Source organism: Shewanella sp. SACH, from assembly GCF_001887095.2.
In the GTDB taxonomy this organism is placed as follows: Bacteria; Pseudomonadota; Gammaproteobacteria; order Enterobacterales; family Shewanellaceae; genus Shewanella; species Shewanella baltica.
The window spans coordinates 1-23144 of record NZ_MPDG02000010.1 but is presented as its reverse complement, the minus strand read 5'-3'; the positions used below and the strand labels follow the sequence as shown (position 1 = coordinate 23144).

Below are 23144 nucleotides of genomic sequence, written 5' to 3'. Positions count from 1 at the left end.
GCTTCAATTCAAGGCGCATCAATGACAGAATGTCGGCCACCTTTTGAATTGATGCAACACGGAAGTGGAGTGCCCTAGACGCTCCGTTCCGGCGGGTTGTAACGCACATTATGCCGTGTTGGTTATTTTTAACTTAGCCCACTAGGTCCGCAAATAACCGCCTTGCCTAAAGTGTGTTGCATTCCCGCTGAATCCTGCATCTTCAGGTTGTTTGGGTATATGTGGCATAAGAGGATAAGCTTATAATGCGGTTTGATTCGGGTTGGTGTGAGGATGCAAGGCGTTGTGAGTCACCACATTTTAATCAACGTCCCTTGGGGGAAGTGAGTTTGTTGGTGATCCACAATATTAGCCTGCCAGCAGGTTGCTTTGGATTGCCTTATATTGATCAATTATTTCAAGGGTGCTTAGATACCAATGCCGATGCCAGTTTTGCACAGCTGCAGGGCTTGGAAGTATCGGCGCACTTTTTGATCCGCCGTAATGGCGAGCGTGTGCAGTACGTGAGTTGTAACGACAGGGCTTGGCATGCTGGGGTGTCTCGTTATGGCGAGAGAGAGAATTGTAATGATTTCTCTATTGGTATTGAGCTGGAAGGCACAGATACTGAGCCTTACACGCCTGAGCAATATCAGTCACTGACAGCGTTGACGCAAGCACTGTTGGCTGAGTATCCATCGCTGAGTACCGAACGAATTGTGGGTCATTGTGATATTGCGCCAATGCGCAAAACAGACCCTGGGCAAAGTTTTGATTGGGAAAGATATTTAGAGAAGCTAAAGGAATATACTCAGGCGTTGCGCTCTTAGGTTTTTGGATTTTAGACGTATTTCACACAAACCTAGACTATTTATGGACAAATTATAGAGGTACAGCCCATGGCATTATTTTCACTCTTGGTCGCCATTTTAGTGGAGCGACTTAAATTTCTTCCTTCATCATGGCAATTTGATCGTTTACTGCAATCCTACCAAACGACGTTTTTTGGTGATAAAGCCTCACTGACGAGCGTTATGATGGCGCTGGCGTTAGTGCTGCCAGCCCTGTTGGTATATGTATTGTCTTGGTTAGTGGCGGGGATGTTTTGGGGTTTATTAAGTTTAGCGCTATGGATTGTTGTGGCGGTGGTTTGTTTTAACCATCAGAAACAGCGTGATATTTTCAAGAAATATATGCAAGCGGCTTGTCGCTCCGATGTGCAAGCTTGTTACCATTATGCCGCTGAGCTCGATTGTAGTGAGTGTTTGGATGCGGTTTCCGAGAAAGACCTTGGCGCTAAAGTGGGCCAAAGTGTCGCTTGGATTAACTATCGTTATTACGGCGCCGTTGCTTTGTTCTTCATTTTTCTGGGGCCAGTCGGTGCTGTGTTGTATTGCACAGTGCGTTTTTATGCAGAAGAAAATGCCCGTAAATCCCTTGAGCTGCCATTAGTCAACGAAGTGATTAGCTTGTTGGATTGGTTACCTAGCCGCATCTTTGCCTTTGGTTATGCGTTAAGTGGCCAATTTAGCGAAGGGTTAGCCGCATGGCGCCATCATGGTTTGACCATAAATACCAGTGCTCGCACTGTCGTTGTTGAGACGGCATTAGCAGCGCAACCTTTACCTGAGGTCGCGAGTGCACCTATATGTGTACAGTCAACCTTGGCATTATTAGTACTGAGTAAACGCAACTTTACACTTATCGTCGCGGTACTGTCACTGCTGACCATTTTTGGATTGGTGAGTTAAGTAATATCAGCGTCACAGCGATAGCTGAATTTGGCAGTCTGAGCTGAGATAGCTCAGCTCTGTCAAATGGTCTGACCCCATAGACATTTTTTTCCGCTATGCTCTCTCTTCGTGAGTGCTTTCGATCGAGATCGCTTTTAAGGAGTGATCTTCAATCTGGACATCAAAACGCTGATTTGATAAAGTGCGCTCACTCAAAAAAAATTGGTAAGACCAATTTACAACGGAGCTGAGCGCCTGATGGCCTATAGTAAAATTAATCAGCCAAAAATTTCTGATGTGATTATGGCTCAATTAGAGCAGATGATCTTAGAGGGCAGTTTGCAGCCCGGTCAGAAGTTACCGCCTGAACGCGAACTGGCGATCCAGTTTGAAGTGTCTCGACCTTCTTTGCGTGAAGCTATCCAAAAGCTTGAGGCAAAAGGACTGTTAATGCGCCGCCAAGGCGGTGGTACTTATGTCAAAGAGCAACTCTGGCAGAGTCTTGCCGATCCTATCGTTGAACTTATGAATTCTGATCCAGAGAGTCAATACGACTTGCTGGAGTTCCGTCATGCTACCGAAGGTATGATGGCTTATTTTGCGGCGCTGCGTGGTACTGACGCCGATATGCAAAATATCAAACGTATGATCCTCGAGGTGGAAGCCGCCACCGATATCGAAAAACAAGCCGCCGCCATTGTGCGCTTTTATCGTGCCGTTGCCGAAGCGTCACATAACGTGGCTATGTTACACCTCGTTCTCAGTTTAACCCCTGTGCTGCATCAAAATGTGGCGCAAAACTTGGAGCTTTTAAGCCGCCGCGAAGAAGCTTCTACTATGGCTAACGATCACAGACGGGCCTTGCTCGCTGCCATCGTTCGTCGTGATCCCGAAGCCGCCAGAGAAGCCTCGAATGAACACTTAAGTTACATCGAAGAGGTGATGTTATCTGTGCGGGAAGAAGATAGCCGGTTGCAGCGAAGCTTGCGCCGTTTAAAGAGTGGCGCTTAAGTTCTGTAGTTTAGCTGCCTGCTAAATCGGAATATGCCGCAAACACCATTCATTATCATGTATATAGAGAAGGACAGTGTCATGTCTGAAGATATGCTACAAGACGTAGATCCATTAGAGACTCAGGAATGGGTTGATGCCCTGCAAGCCGTGTTGGAACAGGAAGGCCCAGAGCGCGCGCATTTTTTACTAGAGAAGCTGATCGATAAAGCGCGTCGTAATGGCACTCACTTGCCTTACAATGCCACAACGGCTTACTTGAACACTATCCCAGCGGGTCAAGAGCCTCACATGCCTGGCAACCAAGAGATGGAACGTCGCATTCGCGCCATCATCCGTTGGAACGCTTTGGCTATGGTTCTGCGTGGTTCTAAGAAAGATTTAGAGTTGGGCGGCCATATCTCAAGTTTCGCTTCAAGCGCGACTATCTATGACGTATGTTTTAACCACTTCTTCCGTGCACCGAATGAAAAAGACGGTGGCGATCTCGTGTATTTCCAAGGCCATATCGCCCCTGGTATTTATGCGCGTTCATTCCTAGAAGGTCGTTTAAGCGAAGAGCAACTGGCTAACTTCCGTCAAGAAGTGGATGGCAAGGGTCTGTCTTCATACCCACATCCAAAACTGATGCCGGATTACTGGCAATTCCCAACGGTTTCTATGGGCTTAGGTCCAATCCAAGCCATCTATCAAGCTCGTTTCCTGAAATATCTGACTGACCGCGGTCTGAAAGATTGTTCAGCACAAACTGTTTACTGTTTCTTAGGTGACGGTGAGTGTGACGAGCCAGAAGCCTTAGGTGCTATCGGTTTAGCAGCCCGTGAAGAATTAGATAACTTAGTCTTCATCGTTAACTGTAACTTACAGCGTCTTGATGGCCCTGTACGTGGTAACGGTAAGATCATCCAAGAACTTGAAGGCGAATTCCGCGGCGCAGGCTGGGAAGTTGTTAAAGTGATTTGGGGTCGTTACTGGGATCCATTATTGGCCCGTGACACCAGCGGTAAACTGCTGCAGTTGATGGAAGAAACTGTTGACGGTGAATACCAAAACTGTAAAGCCAAAGGTGGCGCTTATACGCGCGAACACTTCTTTGGTAAGTATCCTGAAACGGCCGAAATGGTTGCTAACATGTCAGATGATGACATTTGGCGCTTAAACCGCGGCGGTCATGATCCAGTTAAAGTTTATGCTGCACTGGAACATGCACAAAAAACCAAAGGCCGTCCAACGGTTATCCTAGCTAAAACCGTTAAAGGTTACGGCTTAGGTGATGCGGGTGAAGGTAAAAACATCGCTCACAACGTGAAGAAGATGGGCGTTGAGTCTATCCGTTACTTCCGCGATCGTTTCAATATCCCGATCCCTGATGACCAGTTAGAAGATCTGCCTTTCTATCACCCAGGTCCAGATTCTGAAGAAGTGAAGTACATGATGAGCCGTCGTGAAGCGCTGCATGGTAGCGTGCCACAACGTCGTCAAAAGTTCACTGAAGAGATGGAAGTGCCGTCACTGAAGATTTTCGATTCGATTTTACAGGGCTCAAACGGCCGTGAAATCTCATCGACTATGGCATTCGTTCGTGTGCTGACAGCATTGCTGAAAGACAAGAAAATTGGCAAAAACATTGTGCCAATTATTCCTGACGAAGCCCGTACTTTCGGTATGGAAGGTCTGTTCCGTCAAGTGGGTATTTATGCTCACGAAGGTCAAAAATATATTCCGCAGGATTCTGACCAAGTTGCTTACTACCGTGAAGATAAAACCGGCCAAGTATTGCAAGAAGGGATTAACGAACTCGGCGCTATGTCTTCATGGGTATCAGCAGCGACGAGCTACTCAGTCAACGATACACCTATGATTCCGTTCTACATCTACTACTCAATGTTCGGTTTCCAACGTATTGGCGACATGGCTTGGGCAGCGGGTGACATGCGTGCTCGTGGTTTCTTAGTCGGTGGTACTTCAGGTCGTACAACGCTTAACGGCGAAGGTTTACAGCATCAAGACGGTCACAGCCATGTATTGGCGAACACTATCCCTAACTGTATTTCTTACGATCCAACCTACGGTTACGAAATTGCCGTTGTGGTACAAGATGGTATTCGTCGTATGTACGGCGAGAATCAAGAAGATATCTTCTACTACTTGACCACAATGAACGAAAACTATGAGCAACCAGCCATGCCAGAAGGCGCGGAAGTGGGCATAGTGAAAGGTATCTATAAGTTAGAAACGGTTGCGGGCTCAGGTAAAGGCAAAGTTCAGTTAATGAGCTGTGGCACTATCCTTGAACAAACCCGTAAAGCGGCGCAAGCACTGGCGAAAGACTTCGGTATTACTGCCGACGTATTTAGCGTAACTAGCTTCAACGAATTGACTCGCGATGGTCAAGCCGCTGAACGTTGGAACATGCTGCACCCAACCGAAACGCCAAAACAAGCCTATATCAGCCAAGTGATTTCAAGTGATGCACCTGCAATCGTAGCGACTGACTATATGAAGATTTACGGCGAACAGTTACGTGCTTACATTCCTACCGATTACAAAGTGTTAGGTACTGACGGTTTCGGTCGTTCAGACAGCCGCGAGAATCTACGTCACCACTTCGAAGTGGATGCTAAGTTCATCGTTATTGCGGCACTGAAATCACTGGTTGATCGCAAAGAGCTGCCTGTCGATGTGTTAGCAAAAGCCATTAAAGAATATGGTATCGACGCTGACAAGATCAATCCACAGTACGCGTAAGAGGCAATAAAAATGGCTGAATTAAAAGAAGTTTTTGTTCCTGATATCGGCGGCGATGAAGTGCAAGTGATCGAAATTTGTGTGGCTGTGGGTGATACCCTAGCGGCAGAAGAATCGATTATTACCGTCGAAAGCGACAAGGCGACTATGGATATTCCAGCGCCTTTCGCCGGTGTTTTAGCCGAATTGAAAGTGGCTGTGGGCGATAAAGTATCTGAAGGTACTTTGATTGCTATGATGCAAGCAGCGGGCACGGCAGCTGCCGCTCCGGCTCCTGTTGCAGCACCCGCTCAGGCGGCACCGGCATCTGCACCAGTTCAAGCGGCTCCAGCCCCTGTGTCTGCTGCTCCTGCGACGGGCGCAACCAAAGTGGTTGAAGTGACTGTGCCTGATATCGGTGGCGACACTGATGTATCGGTTATCGAAGTCCTGGTTGCTGTCGGTGACAAGATTGAAGTTGATAGCGGTTTAATTACCCTAGAAACAGACAAAGCGACCATGGACGTACCATCACCTTTCGCGGGTGTGGTTAAAGACGTTAAAGTCGCAGTTGGCGATAAAGTGTCGCAAGGCTCTTTAGTCATCATGCTTGAAGTTGGCGGCGCTGCACCTGCAGCCGCGCCAACTGTTGCTGCCCAAGCGGCTCCTGCCGCTACGGTAGCGCCAGTGGCCGCAGCACCTGCTGCACCAGCGGCAAGTGTGGTTGCGGTAAAAGAAATTCAAGTGCCGGATATTGGCGATGCCAGCAATGTCGATGTGATCGAAGTGCTCGTGTCTGTCGGTGATGAAATCACTGCTGACCAAGGTTTGATTACCCTTGAAACTGACAAAGCCACCATGGAAGTGCCTGCGCCATTCGCCGGTAAACTGCTGTCTTTGACTGTTAAAGTGGGTGACAAGGTTTCTCAAGGTAGCGTTATTGCGACGATTGAAACTGTGACAGTGGGTGCAGCTCCTGCACCTGTTGCTCAAGCGGCAGCTCCTGCTCCAGTGAGCGCGGCGCCCGTTGCAGCCCCAACACCTGCAAGCCGTCCTCCAGTACCACACCACCCAAGTGCAGGTACACCTGTGTCTACCGGTGCGGTACATGCGTCTCCTGCGGTACGTCGTTTAGCCCGTGAATTTGGTGTCGACTTGACCCAAGTGACAGGTTCTGGCCGTAAAGGTCGCATCATGAAAGAAGACGTACAGGCGTATGTGAAATACGAACTGTCTCGTCCGAAAGCGACTGCGGCAACCTCTGTTGGTTCAGGTAACGGCGGCGGTCTGCAAGTGATTGCAGCACCTAAAGTTGATTTCAGTAAGTTTGGTGAAGTGGAAGAGATTCCATTAAGCCGTATCCAGAAGATTTCTGGCCCTAACTTACACCGCAACTGGGTAACTATTCCGCACGTGACTCAGTTCGATGAAGCTGATATCACTGAAATGGAAGAGTTCCGTAAGCAGCAAAACGATGTAGCGGCGAAGAAGAAAGCCGATTACAAGATCACGCCTTTAGTGTTTATGCTAAAAGCTGTGGCTAAAACGTTGCAACAGTTCCCAGTGTTCAACTCAAGCTTAAGTAGCGATGGCGAATCACTGATCCAGAAGAAGTATTTCCATATCGGTGTGGCTGTTGATACGCCAAACGGTTTGGTTGTGCCAGTCGTGCGTGACGTGGATAAGAAAGGCATTATCGAGTTATCTCGTGAACTGGCTGATATCTCTATCCGTGCCCGTGATGGCAAGCTGAAATCTGCTGACATGCAAGGTAGCTGTTTTACTATTTCAAGTTTAGGTGGCATTGGCGGTACAGCGTTTACGCCTATCGTTAACTACCCAGACGTGGCGATTTTAGGTGTGTCTAAATCTGAAATTAAGCCTAAGTGGAATGGTAAAGAGTTCGAACCTAAATTGATGTTGCCATTGTCGCTGTCATACGATCACCGCGTGATCGATGGTGCTATGGCTGCACGCTTTAGTGTGACGCTGTCAGGAATTCTGTCCGATATTCGTACTTTGGTTCTGTAAGCATATAAGGCTGCTCATCTTGAGTGGCCTTTTGTTTATTGTGATCAGTATCAAACACAGGTTAAAATGCGCCCACCTTACGCGCTGGCGCATTTTCGGTTGGCAGGATAGCTCCTCCAACGGATTGAATGAGAATTAGAGGAAAACATGAGTAACGAAATCAAAACTCAGGTAGTGGTATTAGGTGCAGGTCCTGCAGGTTATTCTGCGGCTTTCCGTGCAGCGGACTTAGGTCTAGAAACCATTATCGTTGAACGTTTTAGCACTTTAGGCGGCGTGTGTCTTAACGTGGGTTGTATCCCATCTAAAGCCCTATTACATGTTGCTAAAGTTATCGAAGAAGCCAAAGCCGTTGCTGCTCACGGTGTGGTTTTCGGCGAGCCAACTATCGATTTAGATAAGTTACGTGGCTTTAAAGACAAAGTCATTGGCCAATTAACTGGCGGATTGGGCGGTATGTCCAAAATGCGTAAAGTTAACGTGGTTAACGGTTTTGGTAAATTCACTGGCCCTAACACGCTAGAAGTGACTGCTGAAGATGGCACTGTCAAAGTGGTTCAATTCGAGCAAGCGATCATTGCTGCGGGTTCTCGCCCAATCAAACTGCCATTCATTCCGCATGAAGATCCACGTATTTGGGATTCGACTGACGCATTAGAACTGAAAGAAGTTCCAGGCAAGTTGTTAGTAATGGGCGGCGGTATTATCGGCCTAGAAATGGGTACTGTGTACGCTTCTTTAGGCAGCGAGATCGACGTGGTTGAAATGTTCGACCAAGTGATCCCAGCGGCTGATAAAGACGTTGTTCGCGTATTCACTAAGCAAATCAAGAAGAAATTCAACCTGATCCTTGAAACTAAAGTCACAGCGGTAGAAGCCCGTGAAGACGGTATCTATGTTTCTATGGAAGGTAAGAGCGCACCAACTGAAGCAGTCCGTTACGATGCGGTATTAGTAGCAATTGGCCGTGCACCTAATGGCAAGTCGTTAGATGCAGAAAAAGCAGGTGTTAACGTTGATGAGCGTGGCTTTATCAAGGTTGATAAGCAACTGCGTACTAACGTACCGCACATCTATGCAATTGGTGACATCGTTGGTCAACCAATGTTAGCTCACAAAGGCGTGCACGAAGGCCACGTAGCGGCTGAAGTTATCGCTGGCATGAAGCACTACTTCGATCCAAAAGTGATCCCATCAATTGCTTACACTGACCCAGAAGTCGCTTGGGTTGGTTTAACTGAGAAAGAAGCGAAAGAGCAAGGTATTGCTTACGAAACCGCAACTTTCCCATGGGCAGCAAGCGGCCGCGCTATCGCATCTGATGCGAGTGAAGGCATGACTAAACTGATTTTCGACAAAGACACTCATCGCGTAATCGGTGGTGCGATTGTTGGTGTTAACGGCGGCGAGCTGTTAGGCGAAATCGGTTTAGCGATTGAAATGGGTTGTGATGCTGAAGATTTAGCATTAACCATTCACGCTCACCCAACACTGCACGAATCAGTGGGCTTAGCGGCTGAAATGTACGAAGGTTCTATTACTGATTTGCCAAACCCAAAGGCAAAGAAAAAGTAATTTAGCTGTCGATTAAAAAAGCGCTCATTTGAGCGCTTTTTTATTGCCTGTATTTTTTTGTAACTTTTATGTAAACAAGCGGATGAATTGATAGGATTGAGCTGCTACAGTACAACTATGGTATGAAGTAAGCCGTCACATGCAAACAAAAATAATTAGAACAATTCTGACATGTTTCATCCTTTCATTGACTTGCGTCCACTCGGCTTGGGCGGGCGGTTTTGTGCAGCGAGTTTTTACTGATAGGGACGGTTTAGCGGTCACCAGTATCCGAGGCTTGGCCTTAGATGATTACGGTTTTGTATGGGCCGCGACTGAGCAGGGCTTGTATCGTGTTAGTAATTCTAAGGTGCGGCGTATCGATAAAATCGGCACCGAATCGCGACTGTCAGATGACTTTTTAACCTCAGTAGTAAACATAGAACGTGACAAGTTATTGGTTAGCACCAACGCCGCAATTTACCTTTACGATATTGTCCAAAATCAATTTACCGCCTTTGGTTCTCCCTATTTATTCCCGCAGTTTCCCGGCGGTGCGCTGGTCTCGGCAGCCCGAAAGAATAGTAAAACATGGCGATTGTTAATTGATAATGGCCAGGTTTATGAATTCTCCCCTTCAAAGTCCGAACTGCGCCTCATTACTCAGTTGCCGGTTAATCGCGATCTTCCTTGGCGCAAATTGCTGGTCATGCCTAACGGTCAAATGCTGGTCGCGGGAACCTTGCAATTAGAGTTGCTGGAGCAAAATGGCGAGCGGGTGTTCCAATACTCTTGGACTGAATCTATGGGCAGTATTCTCGATATGTTAGAGGATTCTCAACATAGGATCTGGATTGCGACCGGACGCGGCGTTTATCAATTAGATCAAATTTCTAGGCAAATTATCCCCGTGCCAGAATTGCCCGATTGGAGCACAGTGATCATTGAGGATGCTAAAGGGGATCTGTGGTTTTCCAGTCGCATCGGTTTATTGAAATGGTCGCCCGAAACGCGGCAGATTGAAAACTATCAAAAAGAGTTGAAGGCTGAGGCCAACATGGAAACGCTGAAAGCCATGTTGTTTGATGATGCTGGCTTGATGTGGGTCGGAGGCTCAGGCGATGGATTGGCTTTATTGGCGTCACAGCCTGATTTCATCCTCGATACTTATACTGGCGATGAACCCTATCAACTGAGCGATGCCATGACTTGGTCAGTACATGCCAGTGATGAAGGCGTTTGGTTAGGTTCTTCCAGTTTAGATTTCATTGCAAAAGGCAGTAACAAAGCGTTTAACGTGCCAATTGAGGGATTTAATCCCCATGAAAGTATCTATGATATCAGTGCGTTTGAGGGACATTATTTACTGCTATCGACGACCAGCGGCCTCTTTGTTGTCGATAAAGACACTTTGCAAGGCAGTAGCTTTTCTAAATGGACTCACGGTAATGATGATTTTAAAAATAAGCTCATTTATAAAACCTATCGCGACCCTAAGCTGAAAGGACGTGTTTGGATTGCGACCACAACAGGGCTGTATTTTTGGGAAATGGGACTGTACGAACCTCAGCCCTTTGATATTGATAAGTCATCGAACAAGCTTGATGGCCCTAAGCGCCCCGTGATCCGCACTATTTATCGCACCTCCGACGGTCGTTTGTGGGTGGGCGGTAAAAAAGTCTTTGGTTACATCGACAGCCAAAACGAGTTTCATGATCAGCGGCAGTTGTTTAATGCTTTTGCTGCACAGCCCACGGTCAGTCATATTGAAGAAATGTCACCTGGGGTGATCTGGTTTGGCTCCTATGAAAAAGGTTTATTTGAATACCATCAGCAAACGGGATCGTTAATTTCATTGACCTCCGAGTGGCAATTAAATTGTAGTTCAGTGTTTTTTATTCAAAAAACGCCCAAGTCTAATCTTGTGGGCTGCTCGGATTCTTTGGTGCGACAGGATATCCAAACGGGCGAGATTGCTATGTTCAATCAACTCGATGGTTTAATTTCCGATGAGATGAACGAAGGCGCCTATTTTTACTCACCTGAAACAGGCTTTTATTTAGGCACGCCCGAGGGCGTGATGCGACTCGATGTCGATAGGCTGGCTAACCGCATTAACGATGACCATGTGATGCTTGAATCTGTCTCTGTATACTATAACAACACGACCGAAGTGTCCCTGTTGCCGCGTAACCTGATGACCATAAAACCCGAAGCCAATATGGTCAGTTTTCAAATCACTAACTTAGATTATCTCGATGATTCGCCCATCCAATTTAAATACCGATTACGTTATCAAGATGAAGAGAGTAATTATGTGCTGCTTCAGGGAGAGTCGCAGATTAACCTCGCAGGTTTAGCTGCAGGTGGTTATGTTTTAGATATTTTAAGTCAGGTCAATGGAATATGGTCCGATAAACCTTTTACCTATCCCTTTTATGTTGAGCAGCATTGGTGGTTATCCCAAGGTTTTAAAGGCATTTTACTGCTGTTATTTTCTATTATTGCCTTAAGTCTTGCTTGGTATCGGCAACGCCAGATCAATACCTTTAAGCAGATGAATCTGGCATTAACTGAGAGTGATGACAGGCTGAGGCAATCTTTGCGCGGTAGTGACTCGGATCTCTGGGAATGGCATAAAAATACTCAGGCATTTCATCTTGATAATCGCGGTGCCGTTCTCGGTACCCATGCCAATGAGATTGTTGTGAGCTTAGCAGAGTTGCCTGTGCATCCACAGGATAGGGAAAAAGCGCTTGCTCAGTGGGATAGCATGATATCGGGGGAGATAGATAGATTCGAAGCCGAGTATCGTTATCAGCGCAAAGACGGTAATTGGGGCTGGTTAAGGGTAAGAGGGCGGCCCGTTGCCCGTAATAAGCACTCCAATGAGATTGAGCGGGTCGCGGGTATTTATAGTGATATTACCGTGCAACGCCAGTTAGAAGATGAAGTGAATTTACTGGCAAAAGCGTTTGGTAACACATCTGAAGGTGTACTGATTTTAGATGTCGAAGGCAGTATTCGCGTGGCGAATTACGCGGCACAACAGATTATCGGTATCGATTCTGCTGATTTAGTTGGCCAATCTTTTACCCAATTTGTACAGATGAATGACGGTTTGGCATCGGAAATCAAGCAACTCCTCAGTGATAGCCAGTCTTGGACGGGCGAGCGTGAGTTAATTAACGCCAGTCAGCAACCTTGTCCTGTGTGGCTAAACGTATCTGTGATGCAAAGTGCCAACGGTAAAGTGACCCATTATGTGGTGGTATTCTCGGATATTACCGAACGTAAACAAACCGAAGCCGATTTACGCCGCCTAGCCAATTACGATGTGCTTACGGGATTGCCAAACCGCTCCTTATTTTCTAGTCGCCTATTACAGTCTATTCAGGCCGCGCAGCAAACGGGCGAGAAATTGGCGCTATTGTTCTTGGATCTCGATAGATTTAAGCATGTTAATGACTCCTATGGTCATAGCATGGGCGATGCCTTACTGGTCGAAGCTTCAAGCCGACTACAATCCTGTATTGCTAGCGAGCATATGCTCTGCCGCTTTGGCGGCGATGAATTTGTGATTTTACTCAGAAATGCCAACAGCATTGACGAGATCAACCACATTGCCGAGCGGCTGCTGGAACAAATTGTGGCGCCTTTTAAGTTATATGGCCGTGAGTTTTATATTTCGACCAGCATTGGCATCAGTATTTGGCCCGATGATGCGGTGCAGCCCGAGGCCTTTATCAAGAATGCCGATCTCGCTATGTACCACGCCAAAGAAGAAGGGCGGGGGAATTTCCAATATTATTCTTCTGAGCGTAATGCCCAAGCCCTCTATCATTTACGGCTTGAGGCTGATTTACGCAAAGCCATAGAGCGGCAAGAGTTCGAGCTTTATTACCAGCCGCAAATTGATATTTTGCGTAACGATAAGCTCATAGGAATGGAAGCGTTAATTCGCTGGAAACATCCGCTGGACGGCTTTATTCGTCCCGATATTTTCATCAAAGTCGCCGAGGCCTGCGGTTTAATTGTCGATATTGACCGCTGGGTGTTAAGGCAGGCCTGTGTGCAGGGAGCACATTGGGCGAAACGTTATGGCGCTACCTTTAAGTTGTCGGTTAATATTTCGGCGGTGCATTTCAGGCAGCCAGATTTTATTGAAGACATACAAAGAATTCTGCATGAAACCCAAATGCCGACAGCGTCTTTAGGCTTAGAAATCACTGAAGGCGTATTGATGAAAGAGCTGCACGTGGCTAAAGATCATCTCTCGCGATTGAAATCCTTGGGGATTGAAGTTGCCATTGATGACTTTGGGACAGGTTATTCTTCTCTGGCTTATTTACGCCATTTTGAGGTGAACACCTTAAAAATCGATCGCTCCTTCTTGATTGATATCGCCACCAATAAGGCCGATCAGGCGATTGTGAGCAGTATTATTGAATTAGCCCGTAACCTTAAATTAAATGTGGTTGCCGAAGGGATTGAGACGGTTGAGCAGTTAGAGCAAGTATTTAGCCGCGGCTGTTATATTATTCAAGGGTATTATTTTGCTAAGCCTATGTGCGTGGCTGATTTTGAACGCTATTTAGAAACAGATAACAGAATCGTCGCTATTGAGCATTAAGTAAGATCATATAGCCTATTATTAGCTCGTTTATGTTTGATCATGCGCCCTTGATATTTGTCTTGGCGATAGGCCATACGAGCAAGATATAAATCTACGCGCCTGAGATTTAAATGACAAAATATTCAGCCACGATTGATATTTTTTTTCGTCATTTATTCAATTAAACTGCATCTGTTTGTGTAAATAGTACACAGTCTTATCACTAGTCGGTCCAGATAAAATATGACTGACGGTTAAATCGATAAGTTTGGTAATATAACTCGGATTTTTATCCCATAAAAAAGTAACCTCACCATGATGCGTCAACTACTCGCTTCTATTATTTTGTGTTTGTGCATGACTCCGTCGATGGCGGCAGAGCGACTTAAAATTGGTGTCGTACTCAGTGGCGGCGGTGCTAAAGGCGCTGCCCATGTGGGGGTGCTCAAAATATTAGAAGAACATAACATCCCGGTCGATTACATCGCGGGCACCAGTATCGGTGCCTATGTCGCAGGCATGTACTCCTTGGGTTACAGCGCCAGCGAAGTCGAAGCGATCATGATGGGTGTTGATTGGGACAGTGGCTACTCGGATACTATCCCGCGTAATATTTTGAGTTATAGGGATAAACAGTTACGCGATCGCTACAACATTCCGCTGAACATTGGTTATAACGAAGGCCAAGTAAGGGCGCCAAGTGGGTTGCTGCGTGGTCAGACTATGTCGCAACTTCTGCGTCAGTCTACCGATCTAGTACAGCAATTTGGTAATTTCGATGATTTAGCTATTCCCTACCGCGCAGTGGCGACCGATTTAGAAACTAGCTTACCTGTGGTGATCAGTCACGGCAGTATGGTCAAAGCCATGCAAGCCTCTGCGACAGTTCCCGGTGCGCTGCAGCCCGCTCAAATTGACGGTAAGTTATTGGTCGATGGCGGTATTGCCAACAATATGCCTGTCGATGTCGTTAAGGCCATGGGCGCCGATATTATTATTGCCGTCGATATTGGTTCACCTCTGGTCAAAAAAGATAAATTAGACAGCACTATTGCCGTGCTCGATCAGCTCTCCAACTTTTTGACCAATGCCAGCACCGAAAAACAAAAACTGCTGCTGACTGATAAAGACGTGTTGATCCGTCCCGCGATCGACGCCTTGAGCACTACCGATTTCACTATCATGCCCTTGGCATTAACCCTCGGCAAAGAAGCCGCTAATGGACAGCTTGATAAGCTGAGTAGCATGAGTGTGAGCCCTGAGGAATATGCCGCCTATGTCGAGGCCAAACAAGCCAAAGGTAAGTTGTTAATGGCGGATGTGCGTCATTCTGTTAATGAAATTGTCTTCGATAACCAATCTAAGGTGAGTCTGAATCTCTTAACGGAAACCTTGAACATTAAACCTGGGCAAGCTGTGTCTAAGGACGAGCTTAATGAGGCGTTAAAGCGTATTTATTCCCTCAATAAGTTTGAGCGTGTCGATGCTGAGTTTGTCGAGGGTGAAGACGGCCGTGTACTGACTGTGACCACTAAAGCTAAGTCTTGGGGGCCAAATTATTTCCAATTGGGTTTTAACTGGGAGGATGATTTTAACTCTGAATCAGCCATCAGTTTTGACATGGCCTATACCATGACGGATTTGACCTTCAATGGCGGCGAGTGGCGCAATGAAATCAAACTCGGTATGGAAAAGTTGTTTGCGACTGAGTTCTATCAGCCATTAGACAGAGACCAACAATTCTTTAGCCGCGCCCGTTATCAATACGATACCCGTAATTGGGACTTATACGATAATAACAATCGTCTGCTCACCTTTGACAAGAAAACCCACACCATCGAACTCGGGATCGGCTACAACTACACCTCGCAGGGCATGATTGAGCTGGGTTTAGTGGCGGAGAAGGGCGCGATAATTAATGATGCCTGGCTGTTACGGGACTTAGATTTTAGCTCCTATGGAGCTTACTTTAGATTCGGCTACGACAGCTTAGACAGTATTAGTTTCCCGACATCGGGTAATCGCGTGACCTTAAACGTCTATGTGCGCAATGAAGATTTCGATGACATTATCGACGATAACCAAAACCAATACAGTGTGCAGATAGAGGCCGACTGGAAGGGCGCCTTGAGTGTCGGCAATCATGCTTTTGTGGGTAAGGCATCGATTTCAACCAACGATAATGATGGGATGAATACGCTGCATCTATCTGAGCTGGGTGGATTTTTAAATCTATCTGGCTACCATAAAGACTCACTGACAGGCGCGCATAAAGTCTTTGGCGCCTTTGTTTATCAATATGATCTCGGGCGTGATGCGCTCGGAATGACAGATTATCCTTTGTATCTAGGTTGGAGTTTGGAAGCGGGGAATGTCTGGGATGAGCGCTCTGAAGTCACGCTCACTGATTTGATTTATGCATCGAGTCTCTACATTGGTACTGATACTTCCATGGGACCTGCGGCAATCGGCTTTGGGATCACAGATCTTGGCGATAAGTCCTTCTATTTATTTGTGGGTAAAAACTTCTAGCGAGTGATGCATGTGAAGATTTTAAGGGCATGACTGAGGTTGTGCCCTTATTTTTTGTGCGATGAAAATCCTAAACGGTCTTGATGGCATAGTGCCTGAATCGGTTCGCGCGTCGCTAAAGTGTCATATCCTTTTACAAAATCTTGCTACTGTGGGGCGTGCCAAGATGCTAAGGTTTTGCGGGAAAAATAATAACTCTTAAGGAAGCTGGGGAAAACAATGAAGAAGATAAGCACACTGGCACTGGGTATCGCCCTGAGTTTAGGTTTAGCCGCTTGTAGTACTGAGCCTAAAACTGAAGTCGCTGCGGTTTCTGGCATTGAATTGCAAAACTTTGATGCCTCAGTTCGCCATCAAGACGATTTCTATTACAGCGTTAACGGTAAATGGTTAGCGAATACGCCTATTCCAGCCGACAAGTCTAACTACGGCGCATTTTCTGTGCTGTACGATCAAAGCCAAGATGCATTGAAAAAGATCATCGACGAAGCGGCTGCTAAAAAGAATCCAGCGGCAGGTTCTAATGAGCAGAAGATTGGTGATTTCAACGCTAGCTTTATGAATACCGATTTGCTTGAAACCTTAGGCGTGACTCCGCTTAAGCCATTGCTGGCCGATATTGCTGCCGCAAAAACACACGCTGATTTACCAGCCGTTATGGGTAAATTGCTGACGACCGGCTCTGGTATTCCCTTTGGTTTTTACGTCAATAATGACGCCAAAAACTCAACTCAGTACGCCGTGTATCTAAGTCAGTCGGGCCTTACGCTGCCGGACCGAGACTATTATCTGAAAGATGATCCTAAGTTTGCCGCTAATCGCCAAGCTATGGCCAAGTATGTGACAGACATACTGACCGAAGCGGGTTACAAGGATGCTAAACGCGCGGCTAAAAACGTTGCCGATATTGAAATGATGATCGCCAAAAGCCAGTGGAGCCGAGTGGAATCTCGCGACGCCAATAAGGCTTACAACAAGTTAGATCGCGCTGAACTGCAAAAGTTAACGGGTCAATTTGATTTCAATGCCTTCGCGACCAGCGCAGGTTTAGGCGATAAAGTCACTGACATCATAGTGCGCCAACCCTCTTACTTCGAAAAACTCGGTGCAGGTTTCGAGACCTTTCCGGTATCGGCTTGGCAGGATTATCTCGCGTTCCACTTAGTAGATAGCTACGCCGAGTTACTGAGCAAAAACTTTGTTGATTTGAACTTCGCCTTTAAGAGCAAAACCTTAATGGGTATCGAAGAGCAACAACCACGCTGGAAAAAAGCCGTTGATGGTGCCGACCAAGTGATTGGTGAGTTAGTGGGCGAAGAGTACGTTAAGCAATACTTCAAGCCAGAAGCTAAAGCGCGTATGGAAACTATGATCAAAAACTTGATCAAAGGTTTTGAGGTTAGCATCAATGAACTTGAGTGGATGACGCCAGAAACCAAAGTCGCCGCCCAAGAAAAACTGGCTAAGTTTACCTATAAAATCGGTTATCCAGATAAGTGGAAAGATTACTCAGGTTTAGATATCAAGGCTGACGAGTTAGTGGGTAACTACATGCGTTATGCTCAGTTTGAATATCAAGACATGATCAACAAGCTTGGCAAGCCAATCGATCGTACCGAATGGGGCATGACGCCACAAACGGTGAACGCTTATTACAGCCCAGTGAAAAACGAAATCGTATTCCCAGCGGCGATTCTGCAACCGCCATTCTTCAATATGGATGCCGATGATGCGGTGAACTACGGTGGTATTGGGGCTGTGATCGGCCATGAAATCAGCCATGGTTTCGATGACCAAGGTGCTAAGTACGATGGCGACGGTAACCTGCGTGATTGGTGGTCAGATAAAGACCGCGAAGAGTTCCAAAAACGCGGTAAACAACTGTCAGCGCAATACTCAGGTTATGAAGCACTGCCCGGCAAGTTTGTTAACGGTGATTTGACCTTAGGGGAAAACATCGGCGACTTAGGTGGTTTAACCGTAGCGGCACGCTCGTATCTAATGAGCCTCAACGGCAAACCCGCGCCAGTGCTTGATGGATTAACGGGTGAGCAACGCTTCTTTGTGGGTTGGTCGCAAGTATGGCGTCGTAACTACCGTGATGAAGAGCTGAGCCGTCGCTTGTTGACAGATCCGCATTCACCGAGTCACTACCGCGCTATGGGGACACCCCGTAACGTAGAAGCCTTCTATAAAGCCTTCGAAATGAAAGAAGGCGATAAAATGTATTTAACGCCAGATGAACGTGTAAAAATTTGGTAATACATGCAGTTGATTGAAATAAGAAAAGCCAGACAATGTCTGGCTTTTTTATTGATGACAATAATCAAGGATGCTGCTGATTAATGTCCGTAACCTAAGGATTCGATTTTAGTGACTTTATTGTCCGTGGCATAAAGCCGGCGCATTAAGCGTGTCGGTCCAAAGTCATAGGTCCATTCTTGATACTCAGTCGGCAACTGGCTGGGATCGATCACTCGGTCGCCGTCTGAGTTGAGATAAGTCGCTGGCAGACTGTACTCACGAATATCACTGGGCGAACCGCACTTCTTCAGCACAGTGGTTAAGGTATCGCCAGTGTTGACCACTTGTTGCTTGCAGTGCATAGCACCACCCGCATTAGCGGACAAGCTGACGGACATGAGTATTAAGCCCATGGGTAATAATACGGGTGATAATAAAGACAGGTACTTCATTGGATCCCCTCTCGTGCATACAGCATTCTGCTATTCATCCATATGGTAAAAACTCATTATCCATATGGCTAAAACTAAGCTTATCCGCCCAGCAGAGACTAGGCGTGTTATGGCGTTATTGAGCTAAGAGTGTCGGCAAGGCCAATAAGTTCTCAGCCTGATGGTGGGCGATAACCCACTTAGCATCGCCTCTTTGCTCTGGCGCGGGGATCGCAAGCGTTTGCATATTGGCCGCTCGGGCGGCAATTAAGCCATTAAAAGAATCTTCGATCGCAAGGCAATAGCGGGGATCGACATCGAGCGCCTTAGCGCAATTCAAATACACTTCAGGGTGTGGCTTGCCGTAGGTGAGGCCCTCGGCAGATTGCACCGCCATAAATTTATCGCTGAGTCCTAACTTAGAGAGAACTGCCTCGATAATAGTGTAAAACGAGGAGGTGGCTAAGCCGATTTTAAGACCCAGTGCTTGGCAGTGGTCAATCGCTTCGTGAACGCCCAGCATGGCTTCGCCGCTAACCAGAATTTCACTCGCGACTTTTTCAACAATCGCTTGGCTGACCTTGGCATTATCGTAGTGAGGCCAAGGAGCCTTGTGGTACCAATAATCGACGCACTGATCGATACGTAAACCAGTGGTTTGTTGAATCGTTTCTATGGTCACGGGCACGCCAAGTGCGGATAACACTTCATACTCGACCTGCTGCCATAGGGGTTCTGAATCGATTAAAACGCCATCCATATCAAAAATAACGGCTTGAATGCTAAGGGATGTCATTGGTGCTCCGATGGACTGGGGAAATAACTGGGATATGCAGTAAATTAAGCCTGAGTGTAAGTTCTCGCACTGCATCTTAAAAGCCAAAATGCCGCAAGATGAGAAAAATTTACACATATTTTATCTAGGGCGCTGAAAATTACCTGTTCGATTTAAAATTAATGAAACATTGTTAACTATTTGTAGTGTATGGTTTTTTGTCTGTTTTCAAACTATTGTCTAATTTCACTTGTTTTAATATTCCCGTAAGTTGGCATTCGCCGCCGGATTTAGTCCTTATTTCGCTTTTTGCCGAGTGTGACCTGATTCATACTTTTGCAAAGCTGTAGTATACTGCAGGCCGGAAATACGGGTCGATCATGTCGGACTGTCAGCTTCAATTAAGAAGACGTGCAGTTTCGTTGTTAGAGCGCCAAACAAAGAGGAATGTTGCCGTGCTAGAAGCATATCGTAAACACGTCGCAGAACGTGCTGCAGAGGGCGTAGTCCCTAAGCCATTAGATGCACATCAAGTGGCTGAACTGGTTAAGTTAGTTCAAAACCCACCCGCAGGTGAAGAGGCTTTCGTTCTCGACCTGCTTGAAAATCGAATTCCCCCAGGTGTTGATGAAGCCGCTTATGTTAAGGCTGCTTTCTTAGATGCGGTTGCCAAAGGCACTGAAAAATCACCTATTTTGTCTGCTGAGCGTGCTACTGAGTTATTAGGCACTATGCAAGGCGGCTACAACATCGAACCTCTGATCGCGCAGCTGGATAACCCAGCGTTAGCACCTTTAGCCGTTAAAGCTTTATCTCACACTCTGCTAATGTTTGATTCTTTCCACGATGTGGTTGAGAAGATGGAAGCGGGCAATGAGTTTGCTAAGCAAGTGGTTGAAGCGTGGGCGAATGCAGATTGGTACTTAAACCGTCCAAAACTGGCCGACAAAGTCACTCTGACAGTATTTAAAGTCTCTGGTGAAACCAACACCGATGACTTGTCACCAGCACCCGATGCTTGGTCACGTCCTGATATTCCATTACACGCGTTAGCTATGCTGAAAAACGCCCGTGATGGTATCGAGCCTGATGTTGCTGGCGCCGTTGGCCCAGTGAAAAAAATTGAAGCGTTAAAAGCGCAAGGTTTCCCATTAGTGTATGTGGGCGACGTTGTGGGAACCGGTTCATCACGTAAATCAGCGACTAACTCAGTACTGTGGTTTATGGGCGATGACATTCCATTCGTACCCAACAAGCGCGCTGGCGGTTTTTGCCTTGGCGGTAAAATTGCACCGATTTTCTTCAACACTATGGAAGATGCGGGCGCACTGCCAATCGAGCTTGACGTAAACAAAATGGAAATGGGCGATGTGATTGACATCTACCCATACGCCGGTGTGGTTAAGCGACACGACAGCGACGAAGTGATTTCAGAATTCAGCTTAAAAACTGAAGTGCTGTTAGACGAAGTCCGTGCTGGTGGTCGTATTCCACTGATCATCGGTCGTGGTTTAACTGACAAAGCCCGTGAAGTATTAGGTTTAGGCGTATCTGACGTATTCGTGCGTTCACAAGACGTGGCTGATACTGGTAAGGGTTACACTCTAGCGCAGAAGATGGTCGGTAAAGCATGCGGCGTAGCTGGCGTGCGTCCTGGCCAATACTGCGAACCTAAGATGACCTCTGTTGGTTCACAAGACACCACAGGTCCTATGACCCGTGACGAGCTGAAAGATTTAGCTTGCTTAGGTTTCAGTGCTGATTTGACTATGCAGTCATTCTGTCACACTGCGGCTTATCCAAAGCCTGTTGATGTGAACACACATCATACTCTGCCAGATTTCATCATGAACCGCGGCGGTGTATCACTGCGTCCAGGCGACGGTGTTATCCACTCATGGTTAAACCGTATGCTGCTGCCAGATACCGTTGGTACGGGTGGTGACTCACATACGCGTTTCCCAATTGGTATTTCATTTCCAGCTGGTTCTGGCTTAGTGGCGTTTGCTGCGGCGACTGGCGTTATGCCACTCGACATGCCTGAATCAGTATTAGTGCGCTTCAAGGGCAAAATGCAACCCGGCATCACACTGCGTGATCTGGTACATGCTATCCCATTAAAAGCCATTGAACTGGGCATGCTGACCGTTGAGAAGAAAGGTAAAGTCAATATCTTCTCTGGTCGCGTACTGGAAATCGAAGGTCTTGAAACCTTGAAAGTTGAACAAGCTTTCGAACTGTCTGATGCTTCAGCTGAGCGCTCTGCTGCCGGTTGTACTATCAAGTTAGACAAAGAACCTATCATCGAATACCTGAACTCAAACATCATCATGCTGAAGTGGATGATCGCTGAAGGTTACGGCGATCGTCGTACGATTGAACGTCGTATCAAAGGCATGGAAGAGTGGTTAGCGAATCCTGAACTGATGAGCGCCGATAAAGATGCTGAGTACGCTGCAGTGATCGAAATCGATTTAAACGACATCAAAGAGCCAATCCTGTGTGCGCCAAACGATCCTGATGATGCAGTTCTACTGTCATCTGTTGCGCAAACTAAGATTGACGAAGTGTTCGTCGGTTCTTGTATGACCAACATTGGTCACTTCCGCGCAACCGGTAAGATGTTAGATAAGTTTGCTAAAACTCTTCCAACTCGTCTGTGGATTGCTCCACCGACTAAGATGGACAGAGATCAGCTGACTGAAGAAGGCTACTACGCGATTTTCGGTCGTGTAGGCGCGCGCATCGAGATCCCTGGTTGTTCACTGTGTATGGGTAACCAAGCACGTGTAGCTGAAGGTGCAACTGTGGTATCGACTTCTACCCGTAACTTCCCTAACCGTTTAGGTACAGGTGCTAACGTTTACTTAGCCTCTGCTGAACTGGCTGCGGTTGCTGCACTGTTAGGTCGTCTGCCGTCACCTGAAGAATATCAAGAATACGCAAAAGAGTTAGACGCCACTGCGGCTGACACTTACCGTTACTTGAACTTCGACCAAATCGAGTCTTATACACAAAAGGCATCGGAAGTGATCTTCCAAACTACTGTGTAATCGATTGCCGTTAAGGTAGCTTGATGTACAAAAGCCAGCGCAAGCTGGCTTTTTTGTAGGTCAGTTTCTCCTCCACATATATATGTACAAATAACCCCTCTAAATAGTGATGCCTCGGCTCTCCCATATAACAGGCTCGGTTTTCATAAATGGCTAACATTGTTATTAGGCAATTAACTAAGGCGTGCTCCTAATAAGTATCAGGCTTCACCTTGCTTAACCTTCCTTTTGAAAGACTAAATTCTTCTATTTACATACTTACCTACAAATCATCTCATGGCTTTTTGAGAAGGATAATGTAGAGCAAAGGCATTAGTTTGACTGAATTGTGGATAACTTTGGGGGTAAGTGGTGGGTATTATGTGATTAGCTTGAAGAATATGAATTAACTGCAAATTTCCTTAAAATAGGGGTTGCGCACTTTCTCAATCTCCCTATAATGCGCATCCACTGACACGG

Annotated in this window: 12 protein-coding genes; 10 read left to right on the top strand and 2 right to left on the bottom strand. The window is 46.6% G+C overall.

All coding sequences use genetic code 11. The features are described 5' to 3' along the window. Window positions 1-245 precede the first annotated feature (245 nt). The 9 genes from ampD to BM607_RS20740 all read left to right on the top strand — a co-directional run bounded on the left by ampD (window position 246) and on the right by BM607_RS20740 (window position 18444). On the top strand, window positions 246-809 hold the full coding sequence (ampD, locus tag BM607_RS20780; RefSeq protein WP_071940669.1) for a 1,6-anhydro-N-acetylmuramyl-L-alanine amidase AmpD: 564 nt from the start codon (window positions 246-248) through the stop codon (window positions 807-809). Between the two features lie 69 nt (window positions 810-878). Further along, window positions 879-1730: a beta-lactamase regulator AmpE gene (gene ampE / locus BM607_RS20775; RefSeq protein ID WP_071940668.1), complete on the top strand. Its 852-nt coding sequence runs from the start codon at window positions 879-881 to the stop codon at window positions 1728-1730. Window positions 1731-1970: 240 nt separating this feature from the next. Next, window positions 1971-2723: a pyruvate dehydrogenase complex transcriptional repressor PdhR gene (pdhR, locus tag BM607_RS20770; protein ID WP_006083345.1), complete on the top strand. Its 753-nt coding sequence runs from the start codon at window positions 1971-1973 to the stop codon at window positions 2721-2723. Window positions 2724-2804: 81 nt separating this feature from the next. Next, the gene (aceE, locus tag BM607_RS20765; RefSeq protein ID WP_071940667.1) at window positions 2805-5471 is read left to right on the top strand and encodes a pyruvate dehydrogenase (acetyl-transferring), homodimeric type; all 2667 of its coding nucleotides are present in this window, start codon (window positions 2805-2807) and stop codon (window positions 5469-5471) included. A 12-nt stretch (window positions 5472-5483) separates the two neighbouring features. Next, window positions 5484-7481, top strand: coding sequence for a dihydrolipoyllysine-residue acetyltransferase (aceF, locus tag BM607_RS20760; protein ID WP_071940666.1), 1998 nt, complete (start codon window positions 5484-5486; stop codon window positions 7479-7481). 147 nt (window positions 7482-7628) lie between these two features. Next, a complete protein-coding gene (gene lpdA, locus BM607_RS20755) occupies window positions 7629-9056 on the top strand; it encodes a dihydrolipoyl dehydrogenase (RefSeq protein WP_006083342.1) in 1428 nt (475 codons plus the stop codon). 139 nt (window positions 9057-9195) lie between these two features. Next, window positions 9196-13668, top strand: a complete 4473-nt coding sequence (locus tag BM607_RS20750; RefSeq protein ID WP_071940665.1) for an EAL domain-containing protein — start codon at window positions 9196-9198, stop codon at window positions 13666-13668. A gap of 297 nt (window positions 13669-13965) precedes the next feature. Next, on the top strand, window positions 13966-16182 hold the full coding sequence (locus tag BM607_RS20745; protein ID WP_071940664.1) for a patatin-like phospholipase family protein: 2217 nt from the start codon (window positions 13966-13968) through the stop codon (window positions 16180-16182). Between the two features lie 219 nt (window positions 16183-16401). Then, window positions 16402-18444: a M13-type metalloendopeptidase gene (locus BM607_RS20740; protein WP_012090374.1), complete on the top strand. Its 2043-nt coding sequence runs from the start codon at window positions 16402-16404 to the stop codon at window positions 18442-18444. Window positions 18445-18524: 80 nt separating this feature from the next. Here BM607_RS20740 and BM607_RS20735 read toward each other — a convergent pair whose 3' ends face one another. Together BM607_RS20735 and hxpB are read right to left on the bottom strand one after the other, a co-directional pair. Continuing rightward, window positions 18525-18878, bottom strand: coding sequence for a DUF2845 domain-containing protein (locus tag BM607_RS20735; RefSeq protein ID WP_071940663.1), 354 nt, complete (start codon window positions 18876-18878; stop codon window positions 18525-18527). 115 nt (window positions 18879-18993) lie between these two features. Continuing rightward, entirely contained in the window at window positions 18994-19653 is a 660-nt protein-coding gene (gene hxpB, locus BM607_RS20730) for a hexitol phosphatase HxpB (protein ID WP_071940662.1), read from the bottom strand. A 434-nt stretch (window positions 19654-20087) separates the two neighbouring features. On the opposite strand from hxpB, the gene acnB reads away from it, so the two are divergent. Beyond that, window positions 20088-22685: a bifunctional aconitate hydratase 2/2-methylisocitrate dehydratase gene (gene acnB, locus BM607_RS20725; protein WP_006084352.1), complete on the top strand. Its 2598-nt coding sequence runs from the start codon at window positions 20088-20090 to the stop codon at window positions 22683-22685. Window positions 22686-23144 lie beyond the last annotated feature (459 nt).